Origin of the sequence: Thermobifida alba, assembly GCF_023208015.1 — a bacterium.
GTDB lineage: Bacteria > Actinomycetota > Actinomycetes > Streptosporangiales > Streptosporangiaceae > Thermobifida > Thermobifida alba.
In genome coordinates this window covers 2,945,053-2,959,620 of record NZ_CP051627.1, presented here as the reverse complement: position 1 = coordinate 2,959,620, position 14,568 = coordinate 2,945,053, and the positions used below count along the sequence as shown (strand labels likewise).

Sequence of the window (14,568 nt, the reverse complement as noted above, 5' to 3'; positions counted from 1 at the left end):
CCCGCATGGGTAACGGTTACACCACGAACACGTGTGGGAAGGGCGCGGCGAGTGACGGAGACCGGAGTACTCACCGCCCGCGGGCTGCGGCCGCTGGCCGGACCCGTCGTGCGCTGGGCCGCGCGCCGGGGGACCACCCCGGCGGCCCTGGCCCGGGCGGGGGTCGTCCTCACCGTCGTGGCAGCCGTGTGGTTCACCGACCCGTCCCCGGTGGGCGGCCTGGCCGGGGCGCTCGCGCTGGCGCTGGTGCTCTGCTGCGACGCGGTCGGCGACCGCCTGGGGGAGCAGAGCAGCGACACGCTCACCGCCTGGACGGTCGCGGTCCTGGTCCACCTGCGCGAGTTCGTGCTCTACGCGGCCCTGGCGGTCGGCGCGGGCCTGGCGGGCCGCACCGACGCCTGGATGTGGGCAGCCGGGGCGCTCGTCGCGTACGCGGTACGCGAGTCGGTGACGGCGGCCCGCGCGTCCCGCAGCCCGGTCCCCCCGCGGCGCGGCGGGCCGAGGACCTCCCCGATCGAGGCGGTGGACCCCAGCCGCGACAGCCGGGAGCCGGCCGACCCGGAGTTCACCGCCGAACTGCTGGGTGCTGCCCGCCGCCGCGACGACGGTGCCGAGCGGAACGACCCGGTCCGCGGACGGACCGCCCTGCCGCGGCGGGAGGGCGGGGCACGCCCCCTCGCCCACGACGGCGCCGTACCCCCCGAAGCCGTCGGGAAGCCGACCGCCCCCGCACCTTCCGGAGGCGTGGGGGAGCTCCTCGGCGCCCTGGCGGCCTTCGGGCCCTCCGAACGCTTCCTCGTGATCGCCGTCTCGGTAACGATTTGGGGTGCATCAGCGGCCTTCCCGGCGCTGATCCTCGGCTCCGCCGTCGCGGTGGCCACCGCGACGATGACCCCCCACCGTGATCCCCAGTGAGGGCCGCAGATGAACTCCGCTTCGCAGTCCCACCACGTTGACCTGCGTTTTCTTCGCGATGACGGTCACCTGAGCACGGGGATCGGCACCCTCGTCCAGGGGGCGCTCCCGCCGGTCCTGCCCGCCTTCGCCGGAATCCTGGTGATGGGCGTCCTGCTGCTCACCGGTTTCGGGGATCTGACCGGGGTTACCCTGTTCGCACCGGCGGCGGCGCTCCTGCTGTCAGGGGTGGCCTCCGCGCATCCGCACGACGGACGGTTCGACTGGATCGTTCCACCGCTGCTGCACGGAGCCGAATACCTGTACCTGTTCGCCCTCGGCTACGGTTCAGGCGTACCGGGTCCTCTGGTGTTCGCGCTCGTCGCGCTGGTCGTCCTCCACCACGGTTCCGCCGTACGCCGGGCACGCCACGGTGTCCCCCCGTCCGGGTGGGCCAGGCGGGCCATGCTGGGCTGGGACGGTCGGATGCTCCTGATCGCGGCCGGAGGGGCGATGGGATGGTTCCCCTTCACCTACGGTCTGCTGCTGGGCTATCTGACGGTCCTGCTCGTGTGGGAGACCGCCACGAGCTGGCTCGCGGCGCCGGTGACCACGGTGGCGAACCACGGACCGCGTGACACACGAGGAGGCGTCGCAGCCTCCGACAGTTGAGGGAGGGAGGCGCCGACATGCTCGGCATGATTCTCGCCGCGGGGGCGGGGCGCCGGCTGCGCCCGTACACCGACACACTGCCCAAGGCGCTGGTGCCGGTGGACGGCGACACCACCATCATGGACATCTCACTGCGCAACCTGGCCGCAGTGGGCCTCACCGACGTGGTGGTCGTCGTCGGATACCGCTCCGAGGCGGTCGAGGAGCGCCGGGAGGCGCTGGAACGCCGGCACGGCGTGAAGATCACCACGGTCTTCAACGACAAGGCCGAGGAGTGGAACAACGCCTACTCGCTGTGGACCGCGCGTGACTACTTCGCTGAAGGGGTGCTGCTGGTCAACGGCGACACCGTGCACCCGGTCGGTGTGGAGAAGACACTACTCGCCAACAGGGGACCGGAGATCGTCCTCGCGGTGGACAACGTGAAAACACTCGCCGACGAGGAGATGAAGGTGACCCTGGACGAGACGGGGCACCTCAGCCGGATCACCAAGCTGATGGACCCCGCGACGGCCGCGGGCGAGTACATCGGGGTCACCCTCATCGAGGGCGGCATCGCCGGCCGCCTGGCCGACGCGCTGCGCACCACCTGGGAACGCGACCCCCAGCTGTACTACGAGGACGGCTACCAGGAACTGGTCGACCGGGGCGGCAGGATCGCCGTGGCGCCGATCGGCGAGGTCGACTGGGTCGAGGTGGACAACCACGACGACCTGGCCCGCGCCCGGGAGATCGCATGCCGCTACTAGCCCGGATGATCGCCTCGCCGCTCTCGATCGACGTGCGGCGCGGAGCGATCGCGGACCTCGGGCTGCTGCTCGCCGACCGGCGCATCGCCCACGAGGGGCGGATCGCGGTGGCGGTCGGCCCCGGGCAGGGCGCCCAGATCGCCGCCGAACTCGACCTGCCCAACTGCGAGGTGTTCCGGGTCGAGGACGGCACCGTGGACACCGCCAACGAACTCGGCAAGAAGCTGCGGGCCGGAGCCTACGAGGCGGTCGCCGGGATCGGCGGCGGGAAGACCATCGACGTCACCAAGTTCGCCGCCACCATGGCGGGGATCCCGATGATCGCGGTCGCCACCAACCTCTCCCACGACGGCATCGCCTCCCCGGTCAGCTCGCTGGAGCACGAGAGCGGCAAGAGCTCCTACGGGGTGACCCTGCCGATCGCGGTGGTGGTGGACGTGGACTACGTGCGTGCTGCCCCGGACCGGCTGGTCCGCTCGGGCATCGGGGACGTGCTGAGCAACCTGTCCGCGATTGCCGACTGGGAGCTGGCAGGCGCCGAGCAGGGCGAACCGGTGGACGGCATGGCCGTCACCTTCGCCAGGGTCGCGGCCGAGGCGGTGCTGCACCGCGGAGACTCCGTCGACTCCCAGGACTTCCTGACCGCGCTGGCCGAGGCGCTCGTGCTGTCGGGCATGGCGATGTCGGTGGCCGGGTCCAGCCGCCCCGCCAGCGGCGCCGACCACGAGGTCCTGCACGCCATCGACCAGCTCTACCCGGGCACCAGCAACCACGGGGAGCTGGCCGGCCTGGGCACGCTGTACGCCTTCTTCCTGCGCTCCCGGTACCTGGGCGAGGGCGAGCAGCAGCTCCGGGACATCCACGCCTGCCTGAAGCGCCACGGACTGCCGACCGTCCCCGCCGACGTGGGGCTGGACGAGGAGCAGTTCGTGCGCGCCGTGGTCTTCGCGCCGTCCACACGGCCGGGGCGCTATACGATCCTGGAGCACCTCAACCTTTCCGAAGACGAGATCAGGCGGAGCGTTCGCGACTATGTCCAAGCCCTCGGTCGCTGAGGTTCGGGCCGGTGGCCAGCCCGAAGGAATCAAGGAACGGGTCAACGAGGAGCACTGGGCGGGGCGCCTCTACATGCGGGACCTCTCGCCCTACGTGAGCACGTTCTTCGTCCGCCTGGGCGTGCCGCCGAACCCGATCACCTACCTGATGATGGTCTGCGGCGTGCTCGCCGGAGTCGTGCTGGCCTTCGGCGGGCTGTGGTCGGCGCTGCTGGCCGCCGCGCTCATCCAGGTCTACCTGCTGCTGGACTGCTCCGACGGCGAGGTCGCCCGGTTCACCGGCCGGACCAGCGTGACCGGCGTCTACCTGGACCGCATCGGCCACTACCTGTCCGAGGTGGCACTGCTGATCGGGCTGGGGATACGCGCCCAGGGGGAGTTCGCCGCCGGGGGCTGGGTGGTCGCCGGGCTGGCCGCGGCGCTGGGAGCGGCGCTGATCAAGGCGGAGACCGACAACGTGGTGGTGGCCCGGGCCAAGGCGGGGCTGGGCGAGCAGGTGTCGGAGGAGGCGCTGCGGCCCCGCTCCGCCGGGCTGAGCCTGGCCCGGACGGTCGCCTCCGCGCTGCGGTTCCACCGCATCATCCAGGCGGTGGAGCTGTCGCTGCTGGTCGTGGTGGCGGCGGTGGTGGACGCGGTCCGCGGCGACCTGCTGGCCACCCAGGTGCTCACGGCCGCGTGCGTCGCGGTGGCGGCGGTGCAGACGGTGCTGCACCTGGTGAGCATCCTGGCGTCCAACCGGCTGCGGTGAACCGCCCGACCGCCCCCCTCCCGGTTCCGGATATTGATACGGTCGTTATCCGGTTCATGTGACCGTTGAATTCCGTTGGCCTGTCATACATCTCGATGAACGGTTGTCGATGAGCAGTTCCGTCTCCTCTCCGCACACGGCGCGGCAGGACGCGGCGTCCGGCGAGGCCGCCGCGTCCCCCCAGGACAAGCACCCCTACGACGGGTTCGCGCGGACCGAACAGGGGCGGGACGAGGACGTTCCGGAACGCGGAGGGACACAGCGGTTGAGGCTCTCCTGTGTGCTGCTGACGATGGGCAACCGCCCGGCAGAACTGCGCCGGGCCATCGCCAGCGTGTTCGAGCAGGAGGGCGTCGACATCGAGGTGGTCGTCGTCGGCAACGGGGCGGACCTGCCGGAACTGGACGACCGGGTGGTCACGGTGCGACTGCCCGAGAACGTCGGGATCCCGGCCGGACGCAACGAGGGCGTCCGGGCCAGCACCGGCGACGTCATCCTGTTCCTCGACGACGACGGCTGGTACCGGTCCCGGGACCTGGGGCGGCACGTGCACGACCGGTTCGCGGCGGACCCCTCCCTGGGGGTGCTCTCCTTCCGGATCGCCGATCCCGACGGCGGCCCCGACCAGCGGCGGCACGTGCCCCGGCTGCGGGTGGGCGACCCGGGGCGCTCCAGCCGGGTGACCACCTTCCTGGGCGGGGCCTCGGCGGTCCGGCGCACCGCATTCGAGCGGGGCGGCGGCCTGCCGGACGAGTTCTTCTACGCGCACGAGGAGACCGACCTGGCCTGGCGCATCCTGGACGAGGGCTTCCACATCGAGTACGACGCCGAGGCGGTCATGTACCACCCGGCGACCGCCCCGACCCGGCACGCCGACTTCTACCGGCTCAACGCGCGCAACCGGGTCTGGCTGGCCCGGCGCAACCTGCCGTGGCCGCTGGCCGTGGTCTACCTGGCGGTCTGGGTGGCGCTGACGGTGCTGCGGGAACGCTCCGCCGACGCGCTGCGCGCCTGGTTCGCGGGGTTCCGCGAGGGGTGGCGCACCGACGCGGGGCGGCGCAGGCCGATCCGGTGGTCCACCGCCTGGCGGATGACCCTGGACGGGCGGCCGCCGATCATCTGAGTCCGCTGCGCGGACGCCCGCGTACACGTCCGCGGCCCACCCCATCCCCGGGGTGGGCCGCGTGTCGTCCGGGCCGGTGGCGGTGCGGTCCTAGAGCTCGGTCACCACGTCCGTGTAGTCGAGGCGGGGCAGCCGCGGGAACTGCGGGTGGTCCGCGCCGGGCTTGCCGATGTTCATCGCCACGAGGACGTGGTGGCGGCCCTCGGGGAAGAACTCGGCGTCGACCGCGGCGGCGTCGAAGCCGGTCATCGGGCCCGCAGCCAGACCGGCGGCGCGCACCCCCAGGAGGAAGTAGCCGATCTGCAGCGAGGCGTTGAGCTTCGCGGTGTTCACGCGTGCCTCGGCGTCAGCGGAGAACATCTCCCGGATGCCCTGGGCGCGGTCGGGGAAGAACCGGTCCGCCTTCTCCTGGAACTCGCTGTCGTAGGCGAGGAGCGCCGTGAGCGGAGCCGAGAGGGTCTTGGCCCGGTTGCCCTCGGCCATGTGCCGCACGAGGCGCTCCCGGCTTTCCCGCGAACGCAGCAGGACGACGCGCAGCGGCTGGACGTTCATCGCGGTGGGAGCGTACTTGACCAGGTCGTGGATGGCGCGGACCTGTTCCTCGGTCACGGGCTCGGCGGCGAAGGTGTTCGCGGTCCGCGCCTCACGGAACAGCAGGTCCTGGGCGTCCTTGGCAAGCTCCAGCGGCTCGGAGATCGGGGACACGGTCTCTCCTGGAAGTTCGGTGACAGGAATCCGCCCGGCCTTCGGAAGCCGGGTCCGTAAGGGGCAACTTGTCTTCCTCGGAAAGGATTCCGTTCTTCCGGGTGGTTCCTCTCACACAGACCCCGAGGTCACAGCCCGGTGGGCGGCCGTGCACACAGGCCGGTCCCGTTCCCGGAGCGCCGCGCCGCTGCCGACGGGCGGTCCGGGAACGGGACCGGAGCGAACAGGGGACAGGACACGACCCGTCGACGACGGTCAAAGCACCTGGACCCCGTCGCGGGAGACCGGGGCGGTGAGCCGGCCCTCCGGAAGGTCGTGGTCGGCGCGGCGCAGCACCCCCCTGGTGTCCAGCAGCCGTCGGCTCCGCTTCAGCAGCAGCTCCGGCGTGTACTCCCGGTGGTCGGTGAGCAGGACCGTCAGGTCGGCCTCGCCCAGCGCCTCCTCCAGGTCGGGCACCCGCTGCACCGGGGAGCCGTCCACCTGCCACTCGGTGACGTGCGGGTCGTGGAAGAGCAGCGTGGCGCCCTTCTCCGCGAGCTTGGCCGCCACGGGGCGGGCGGGGGACTCACGCTGGTCGGCGATGTCCGCCTTGTAGGTGACCCCCAGCAGCAGGACCGTGGCCCGCGACAGCGCCAGCCCGGCGTCGTTGAGCATGTCCTGGACGCGCCGCAGCACGTGGTCGGGCATCCGCGTGTTGATCTCCTGGGCCAGTTCGACGAAGCGGAACGGGTACCCCAGGGTCTTGACCTTGTACGAAAGGTAGTTGGGGTCGATGGGGATGCAGTGTCCGCCCACCCCCGGACCGGGGTAGAACGCCTGGAAACCGAACGGCTTGGTGGCGGCGCAGGCAATGGCGTCCCACAGGTCCACGCCCAGTTCACGGCAGAACACCGCCATCTCGTTGACCAGGGCGATGTTCACGTGCCGGTAGGTGTTTTCCAGGAGTTTGGCCATCTCGGCCTCCCGGGTGCCGCGCGCCCGCACCACCGTGCGCACGAACTTGCCGTAGAAGGCCGCCGCGAGTTCACCGCAGAGGTCGGTGTAGCCGCCCACGACCTTCGGGGTGTTGGACACCCCGAAGAGGGGATTGCCCGGGTCGATCCGCTCGGGGGAGAACGCCAGGTGGAAATCCTGGCCCGCGACCAGCCCGGACCGTTCCAGGATCGGGCGGAGCACCTCGTCGGTGGTGCCGGGAAAGGTGGTCGACTCCAGGATGACCAGGGTTCCCGGGGACAGGTGGGCCGAGATCGCCTCCGCCGCGGAGGTGACCGCGCCGAGATCGGGGGAGCCCTCCTCCGACAGGGGAGTGGGAACGCAGATCACGATGGTCTGGGCATGCCGCAGGACGCTCGGGTCCGAGGTCGCGGTGAACCCGGCCATCCGCATGTCCGCGATATCCGACTCGGAGAGGTCGTCGATGTGCGACTTCCCCGCGTTCAGTCCGTCGACCACGCGCTGGCTCACGTCGAGTCCGGTGACTTTCAACCCGGACCGGGAAGCCTCCTGCGCCAACGGAAGGCCGACGTATCCCAGGCCGACGACCACCAGGTCAGAGGTGTAGGTCGAGACGCCCACAGTTGATCTCCCTCATATGGAAAACATGCTCGCGGGATGTTCGTTTTCCCGGTAGCTAGACGCCTGAGATTGGTACCGCGTTGCCTTCCGATATCTCTCTGGCCTGATCAGGACATTCTTGTTCCTGGAGACATGGGTGGCCGATATCTGGGTATGCGGCTGCGGGCTGCTCTCGGCGCGCGCATGATGATATCGCCCGTTCCGGCGCGAGAGGGAGAGAAGCCGTGATGGGAAAACGATTCCACGAAGATTGGCGAATTGCCGGATCGGCAAAGAAACGGTCTTGGTGTCATCGACAAATTTAATGATTCCGCCGGGGAGGGTGGGCTGCTGTTTGCACTCGTCGATTCACGCGGAGCGCCGGAGGAGGAGCCGTCCCGGGCGGGACCGGAGCGGGCACTACGATGGCGGTGCCCGACGCCTCGGCTGTCCGGGCACGGAACGCCGAAGCGACCGTCGGGCGTGGAGCCCAGTTCATCACCCGTTCATCCGCGTTCGCCAACGTGGGGGAGGGGAAGAGGTGGCGTCCGCACGGGCCCCGCAGGTGCGAACGCGCCGGGAGGACGGACTATGAAGCGGCGTGAGCAGAGCCAGACCGAGCAACTCCGCAGGGCGCTGGCCGCGCGGGAGGCGCAACTCCAGGAGGTCCAGGCCCGCCTGGCCGCCCTGGAGGGCTCGACCTCCCTCCAGGTGGGCCGGGCACTCGCCGGAGCCGCCCGGCGGCCCGCCCGGGGACTGGTCAGCCTGCCGCGGGAACTGTACCGGCTGTGGCGGGGCAGCGGTCGGCCCGGCGAGCGGACGGAACGGAAGGCGCGCACCCCCGAACCGGTCCGCTCCTACGAGACCGAACGCCAGGAGGCCCGGCTGCTGGCCGGGCAACCGGCCTTCGGGGACGAGCGGATCGTCGTCGCCGGGGTGCTCTCGGCCGAGGCCCGCGCCGCCCTGGAACCGTACGCGCGGACCATTCCGCTGCGCCCCCACGACGTCCAGGTCGTCTTCGACTCCGCCGATGTCGACCTGGTGCTGGTCACCGCCTCGGCGGCCCGTCCCGGCAGCCCGTGGGCGCACCTGGGCGACCCCGCCGCGGTGGACCGCACCAGGGCGCTGCGCTGGGTGCTGGAGGCGGCCGCCGCCCGCGGCGTGGCGTCGGTCCTCGTCCGCGACGCCCCCGCCGCCCCCGCCCTGGCCGGACTCGGCTTCGACCACGTCCACGACGGCGACCTCGGGGTTCCCCTGCACCGCTACAACCCGATCGCCGCGGAACCGGAACGCGCGGCCGCCCCGGTGCGCGTCTGCGGAACCGGCCGTCCCCCGCACCCCCTCGTCGCGGCCGACGGCGGGGCACTGCACGCCGACGTCCACTGGGAGGACCTGCCCCAGACCCTGCGCGCCGCCGCGGTCGCGGTCGTGGACACCCCGGCCCTGGCCGACCGGGCCCTGGCCTGCGGTACCCGGGTCCTCATCGCCGACGGCTCCCCCGGCCCCGGACTGCCGGCCACCGCGGCCCGCACCGCCACCGCGGACGCCGACCTCGCCCAGGCCGTCGCGGAGGGCCCCCTCACCCCCGGCGAACTGCGCCTGGTCCTGCGCTCCCTCTTCCTGACCCGGGCCACCCCCGTGCTCCTGGCGGACCTGCTGGGCCGGGTGCGGCTGCTGCCCGGGGGCGGAACCCGGACCCAGCCGCTGGCCCACCGCGCCGTCGCCGTGCTGGCCAGCCCCTTCGACGACACCGAGTCGCTGGCCCTGGCCGACGACATGTTCCGCCAGCAGCATCTGCCCGCCGAGATCGTCGTGCCCGCCTCCCACGCCGACTTCGCCGGAATCCGACGGCTCCGGGACCGCGGCCTCACGGTGCGCACGGCGGACGCCGCCCCCGGGGAGCCCCGGTCGTCCGCGGAGTGGGCCCGGCTCGCCGAAGCCGCCACCGCACCGTGGACGGCGCTGTGGGACCGTCCCTCGGGAGAGTCCTTCCTGGTCGACGCCCTGTGCGCCGCGGAGTGCTCCGGCGCCGACGCCGTCGGACCCGCCGTGGTCGCGGGCGGAACCGGGGAAGCACGCGCCGACGGCACCGGCCTCGGGTGGCTCGCCGCCGGACAGGAGTACGTGTTCGTCACCGAGGTGCGTCCGTTCCTCGCCCGCCGCGACCTCGTCCGCAGGGGCCTGCACCCCGGGGTCTGGAGCCGCCACGGCGCCCGCCTCCTCGCCCTCGGCGAGCCCCGCCCCACCGAACGGGGCGCCGCGCCGGACCACGCACACGCCGGCTGACGGCACACTGGGAGGCAGCGACGGGCGCCGACGGGGCCGACAGCGACGGCCACCACAGGGCGCATCCCCGCGAGGCGCAGAAAGGAAGCACGTGAGCATCCGCGCACTCGTCTACGGCGACGCCGACCCCGACTCCCTGGACGCGGCCGCGGTGTGGGCACAGTCCATGGCGCGGGCGCTGGCGGCGGCCGGATGTTCCACCATGCTCCTGCTGAGGAGCAGGCCGGCCACGGACCGCCTGACCGCGGCCCTGGCGGGAACGTCGGACGTCACGGTGCGCCACCCGCAGGAGGGCGGGCACCGCGTCGACCCCGGTCCCCAGGGGCTCACGCCGGAGCAGGCCGTGGAACTGATCACCCGGATCGATGCCGAGCGGCGCTTCCACCTCGTGGTGCTCCGCGGACGGCGCACCGCCGTGGTCGCCGCCCACTCCGAGGCCCTCGCCGGACGGCTGTGGACCTGCGTGGACGACATCCCGCCCACCCTGGCGGGGATGACCCCGGGGGTGGTCTCGGAACTCACCGACATCGCGCTGGCCTCCCGGTTCCTGCTGTGCGCGGGGGAGGAGCTGCGCTGCTTCCTGGAGTCCAACGTCCCCGCCGCCTGCGGTCGCGCCGTGCTGCTGCCCCCGGCGCTCACCGCGCCGCGCCGACCCGCCGCGGACGGGCCGGGCGTGCCGCTGCGCGTCGGCTACGCCGGTTCGCTCACGGAGTCCCGCAACGTCCCGGAGATGACCGAGCTGCCCGCGCTCCTCGCCGCCCGCGGCGTCCCCGCCGAACTGCACGTGGTCGGCGCCCTCGGCCGCGGGTCCCCGGAGTGGACGCGGCGTGCGGCCAAGGCGCTGGAGCACACCCCCAACGTGGTCTGGCACGGCGGCCGCTCCCGGGAGGAGGCCCTGGGGCTGCTCGCCGACTGCCACGTCGCCCTGTCCTGGCACCGCCACGACTCCGACGCCGCGCTGGCCCCGGCGCTGACCGCGCTGGAACCGGGCGCACTGGGGATTCCCGTGGTGGTCAACCGCACCCCGCTGTACGAGGAGCTGCTCGGGGCCGACTACCCCCTGTACGCCGACCCCGCCCCCCAGGGGGCGGCCGCCGCACTGGAACGGGCGGGACGGCCGGAGGTCCACCGGGAGGCGGCGGCCCGCTGCGCGGCCGCGGCCGCCCGGTTCACCCCCGACCGGGGCGTGGAGACACTGCGTTCGCTGCTGCGTACGGCCCTGCCGCCCGCGCCGCGGGGGACCAACCCGCGCCTGCCGCTGAAGGTGGCGGTCGCCGGCCCCGACCTCACCGGACTCGACCCCCTCATCCGGCACCTGGACGGTCTGCCCGGCGTGGAGCTGCGCCTGGACGAGTGGGAGGGGCCGCACACCCACGACCAGTACCTCAGCCGGGAGCTGGCCGCCTGGGCCGACGTGGTGGTCTGCGAGTGGTGCGGCCCGCACGCGCTGTTCTACGCCCGGCACAAGCGGTCCGGGCAGCGGCTGCTGGTGCGGCTGCACCGGTTCGAACTGGCCACCGAGTGGCCGCGCCGCCTCGACATCGAGAAGGTGGACGCCGTCGTCTGCGTCAGCCGGCACTACGCGGAACGCGCCCGCGAACACGCCAGCTGGCCCGCCGACCAGATGGTGGTGCTGCCCGAGGGGATCGACGTGGCGCAGTTGTCCCGCCCCAAACTGGAAGGCGCCCGGTACACGCTGGGCGTGCTCGGCGCCGTCCCGTCCCGCAAGCGACTGGACCGGGCCCTGGACGTGCTCACCGAGCTGCGCGGCCGCGACCCCCGCTACACGCTGGCGGTCAAGACCCGGCAGCCGTGGGACTACTGGTGGGTGTGGAACCGTCCGGAGGAGCGCGCCCACTACGAGCACGCCTACCGGCGCATCCAGCGGTCCGGACGGCTCGCCGAGGCGGTGGTGTTCGACCCCTACGGCCCCGACGTCGCGGCGTGGCTGCGCCGGGTCGGCTTCATCCTGTCCACCGGTGACGACGAGAGTTTCCACCGGGCCGCGGCCGAGGGAGCCGCGTCGGGCAGCGTGCCCGTGGTGTGGCACTGGCCCGGCGCGGACACCGTCTACTCGCCCCGCTGGATCCACCGCGACGTCACGGCGATGGCCGACGCCGTGCACGCCGTCGTCACCGGGGACCGCTTCGACGCGGAGCGCGCCGCGGCCCGTGCCGAGATCGCCGAGCGGTACGCGCTGCCGCAGGTGCTGGAGCAGTGGGTCCGGCTGATCGTGGCGGACGAGCGCCCCGCGCCGGACGGCCCGTGAGACGGCCGGCGCGGGACGCGGCCGACGGCGTGCGGGACGGGGGGCGCGCCGACCGCCGGGTGCCGCACCGGGCGGTACGGCACCCCTAGCAGGCGCTCTCGGTCTCCTCGGCGGTCTTGGCGTCGATGCTGTCCAGGACCTCGGTGGACGACGAGGAGGAGTCCCCCTTGAGACCGTCCCAGTCGGCGGAGATCACCAGCTGCACCGTCGACCCCAGCAGCGGGCTCTCCTCGACCACCGCCTTCTTCAGCTGCGCGGCCACGGTGTTGGCGTGCGCCTCCATGCCGGGGCCGTGGTAGACGGTGGTCCGCCCGGGGACCGAGCCCTGCGGGTTGCCGGTGCCGGCCAGCACGAACCCCTTCCCCTGGAGCTCGGTGCCGACGGTCCCGGCCAGTCCGGGCGTGTCGGTGCCGTTGATGACCTCGACGGAGACCTGGGAGGGGTCGACCGTGGGGGCCTCCTCCGCGCTCTCCTCCGCCTCGTCCTCCTCGGGCTCGTCCTCGACGATCTGGGTGTCGTTGGCGATGGCCTGGAACAGCTGGTCGGCGTCGGGCTGGGTCCAGGCCACCCGGTTCTCGTCGTCGGGATGGGCCCCGTTGGGCACGGTCAGGAACTTGATGTTGCCCAGGTCGACCTCGCGCATCTGGATGGCGATGTCGGTCATCTTGTCGACGGTGAACTGGTCGTCGACGGTGATGGAGTCGGTGACCGAGCCGAGGAAGGAGTAGATGCTGCTGGGACTGGACATGATCTCGCCGCTCATGACCTTGCGCAGCATGGCGCCGAGGAAGACCTGCTGGCGGTCGATGCGGCTCAGGTCGCTGCCGTCGCCCTGGCCGTAGCGGGAACGCATGTACCCCAGGGCCTGCTCGCCGTTGAGGGTCTGCTCGCCCGCCTCCAGGGTCAGGTGGGCCTTGGGGTCGTCGACCGGTTCGGGGATGCACATCTCCACGCCCCCGATGGCGTCGACCATCTCCTTGAACCCGGTGAAGTCCACGCTGACGAAGTGGTCGATGTGGATGCCGGTGAGCTGCTCCACGACCTTCCACTGGCACTGCACCCCGCCGTAGTTCATCGCGGAGTTGATCATGCCGCGGTGCGCATCCATGCCCGGGCGGTCGCCGTTGGGCTCGCAGGAGGGCATGTCCACGACGGAGTCGCGGGGCAGGTTGATCAGGACCGCGCCGTCGTGGTTGGGGGAGATGTGCGCGATGAGCAGGGTGTCGGGGCGCTCGCCCTCGATCTCGCCGCCGTACTCGGCGTTGTCGCCGCTGCGCACGTCGGAGCCGATGATCATGATGTTGATCGCGCCCTCGACCTTGGTCGGCCGGTCCCAGGCGTCGGTGTCGACGGTCTCCTGGCTGATGTTGCCGTAGATGTCGTAGTAGGCGCCGTAGGCGGTGAGGCTGCTGCCGATGACGAGGGCCGTCGTCCCGACGGCGACCCAGCCGCCGAGACCGAGACCGCGCCGGACGGCGCGCGATCCCGCGGATCTGTGGGAGGGGAATCTCTTCGGCATCGAACACCAGGGGGAATAGGCGTCAGGAAAGCGACCTGAGGTCGGTCTGCGACAACAGAGTGGGAGGATCACCGATGACTGCTGTCACGTGCTCCATGCCGAGTCGCGATTGCAGCGTAGTGGAGTCCCGGCTCGGGATGAGCACGATTGCGGAGACAGCCGACAGCACACCCAAGAACTGGGACAGGTCATCCCCGAGTGCCGCAAGAGGGGCGAATCCGGAAGTGATGATAGCCACTCGGTCCTCGGCTGTCAGCCCGCCGCGGTGCGCGGCCTGTCGGCCCCGCTCCAGCAGTTCGGCCCCCGTGCGGACGGTCTCGCCGTTCACCAGGGCCGCGGCGTGCGGGTCGACGCGCACGGGGGAGAACCGGTCGCCGTACCCGCGGACCTCCGCCGTGTAGTCCGTGGCGGCGGGCGGGCAGTCGCCCATCGGCAGGCCCAGCGGGTGCAGCGAGGCCCCGACGACCTCGCGCGCCCCCGAGTCGAGTGCCTCCTCCAGCCGGGCCGCGTCGGCGACCACGACGTCCGCCTCCGGGACCTCCTCCCCGGCCAGGACCACGGTCGTCCCCGTCGACCAGCACGCCACCGCCCAGGCGAGACTCTGCCAGTGCAGCGGCAGCGCCAGCGCCACCCGCTCCCCGGGCAGCACGCCCAGCCCGTCCACGAGCATGTTGGCGGTCTTGGCCACCCAGTTGTCGAAGGTGGCGAAGGACATCTCCACCCGGACGTCGGAGTCCGGATCGTAGGAGGTGAGGAAGGGACGGGCGGCGTCCACGCTCCTGGCCGCCAGCCACAGCTCTCCCGGTGTGCGCGCTGACACGGCGGACCTCTCTCGTGCTCGACTGCGAATCGGGGCACATGCTACCCACGCGGCGGATCCCCCGGCGGGCGGAGCGCCGGTGCCGTGGACACGCGGGGCGGCCGCTGCCGGGTTGTCCACAGAAAGACTCCGGACCCTGTGCCGCGGGGGTGGGGACCTGGCATCGTTGCCCTC

12 protein-coding genes are annotated in these 14,568 nt (G+C 72.3%); 8 read left to right on the top strand and 4 right to left on the bottom strand.

The genetic code is table 11. The features are described from left to right. The first annotated feature begins 51 nt into the window (after positions 1-51). The 6 genes from FOF52_RS13030 to FOF52_RS13005 all read left to right on the top strand — a co-directional run bounded on the left by FOF52_RS13030 (position 52) and on the right by FOF52_RS13005 (position 5,241). Positions 52-915: a hypothetical protein gene (locus tag FOF52_RS13030; protein WP_248590236.1), complete on the top strand. Its 864-nt coding sequence runs from the start codon at positions 52-54 to the stop codon at positions 913-915. 9 nt (positions 916-924) lie between these two features. Beyond that, positions 925-1,566 (top strand): DUF5941 domain-containing protein, encoded by a 642-nt coding sequence (locus FOF52_RS13025; protein ID WP_248590235.1) that lies wholly within the window; start codon positions 925-927, stop codon positions 1,564-1,566. Positions 1,567-1,583: 17 nt separating this feature from the next. Continuing rightward, positions 1,584-2,315, top strand: coding sequence for a phosphocholine cytidylyltransferase family protein (locus FOF52_RS13020; protein ID WP_248590234.1), 732 nt, complete (start codon positions 1,584-1,586; stop codon positions 2,313-2,315). 5 nt (positions 2,316-2,320) lie between these two features. Further along, positions 2,321-3,370 (top strand): iron-containing alcohol dehydrogenase family protein, encoded by a 1,050-nt coding sequence (locus FOF52_RS13015; protein ID WP_248593858.1) that lies wholly within the window; start codon positions 2,321-2,323, stop codon positions 3,368-3,370. Further along, positions 3,348-4,118 (top strand): CDP-alcohol phosphatidyltransferase family protein, encoded by a 771-nt coding sequence (locus FOF52_RS13010; RefSeq protein ID WP_248590233.1) that lies wholly within the window; start codon positions 3,348-3,350, stop codon positions 4,116-4,118. Before FOF52_RS13015 ends, FOF52_RS13010 begins: the two co-directional genes overlap by 23 nt. A gap of 292 nt (positions 4,119-4,410) precedes the next feature. Beyond that, positions 4,411-5,241 carry a glycosyltransferase family 2 protein gene (locus FOF52_RS13005; RefSeq protein WP_248593857.1) on the top strand — a complete coding sequence of 277 codons (831 nt, stop codon included), beginning with the start codon at positions 4,411-4,413 and terminating at the stop codon, positions 5,239-5,241. A gap of 90 nt (positions 5,242-5,331) precedes the next feature. Here the strand turns inward: FOF52_RS13005 and FOF52_RS13000 are convergent, their stop codons facing one another. Continuing rightward, complete coding sequence (locus FOF52_RS13000; RefSeq protein ID WP_248590232.1) at positions 5,332-5,946, bottom strand: malonic semialdehyde reductase; 615 nt, start codon at positions 5,944-5,946, stop codon at positions 5,332-5,334. Positions 5,947-6,201: 255 nt separating this feature from the next. After that, positions 6,202-7,521 carry a nucleotide sugar dehydrogenase gene (locus FOF52_RS12995; RefSeq protein ID WP_248590231.1) on the bottom strand — a complete coding sequence of 440 codons (1,320 nt, stop codon included), beginning with the start codon at positions 7,519-7,521 and terminating at the stop codon, positions 6,202-6,204. Between the two features lie 570 nt (positions 7,522-8,091). Here FOF52_RS12995 and FOF52_RS12990 point away from each other — a divergent pair. Further along, complete coding sequence (locus FOF52_RS12990) at positions 8,092-9,786, top strand: hypothetical protein (RefSeq protein ID WP_248590230.1); 1,695 nt, start codon at positions 8,092-8,094, stop codon at positions 9,784-9,786. A 91-nt stretch (positions 9,787-9,877) separates the two neighbouring features. Next, positions 9,878-12,055 (top strand): glycosyltransferase, encoded by a 2,178-nt coding sequence (locus FOF52_RS12985; RefSeq protein WP_248590229.1) that lies wholly within the window; start codon positions 9,878-9,880, stop codon positions 12,053-12,055. 85 nt (positions 12,056-12,140) lie between these two features. On the opposite strand, the gene FOF52_RS12980 is transcribed toward FOF52_RS12985, so the two are convergent. After that, entirely contained in the window at positions 12,141-13,574 is a 1,434-nt protein-coding gene (locus FOF52_RS12980; RefSeq protein ID WP_248590228.1) for an LCP family protein, read from the bottom strand. 22 nt (positions 13,575-13,596) lie between these two features. Continuing rightward, positions 13,597-14,394 (bottom strand): TIGR03089 family protein, encoded by a 798-nt coding sequence (locus tag FOF52_RS12975; protein WP_248590227.1) that lies wholly within the window; start codon positions 14,392-14,394, stop codon positions 13,597-13,599. Between the last annotated feature and the right edge of the window lie 174 nt (positions 14,395-14,568).

Bases quoted from the DNA above. Each gene is read 5' to 3' on its own strand.
- FOF52_RS13025 (WP_248590235.1), top strand. From the start codon at position 925: ATGAACTCCGCTTCGCAGTCCCACCACGTTGACCTGCGTTTTCTTCGC.
- FOF52_RS13020 (WP_248590234.1), top strand. From the start codon at position 1,584: ATGCTCGGCATGATTCTCGCCGCGGGGGCGGGGCGCCGGCTGCGCCCG.
- FOF52_RS13015 (WP_248593858.1), top strand. From the start codon at position 2,321: ATGATCGCCTCGCCGCTCTCGATCGACGTGCGGCGCGGAGCGATCGCG.
- FOF52_RS13010 (WP_248590233.1), top strand. From the start codon at position 3,348: ATGTCCAAGCCCTCGGTCGCTGAGGTTCGGGCCGGTGGCCAGCCCGAA.
- FOF52_RS13005 (WP_248593857.1), top strand. From the start codon at position 4,411: ATGGGCAACCGCCCGGCAGAACTGCGCCGGGCCATCGCCAGCGTGTTC.
- FOF52_RS12990 (WP_248590230.1), top strand. From the start codon at position 8,092: ATGAAGCGGCGTGAGCAGAGCCAGACCGAGCAACTCCGCAGGGCGCTG.
- FOF52_RS12980 (WP_248590228.1), bottom strand. From the start codon at position 13,574: ATGCCGAAGAGATTCCCCTCCCACAGATCCGCGGGATCGCGCGCCGTC.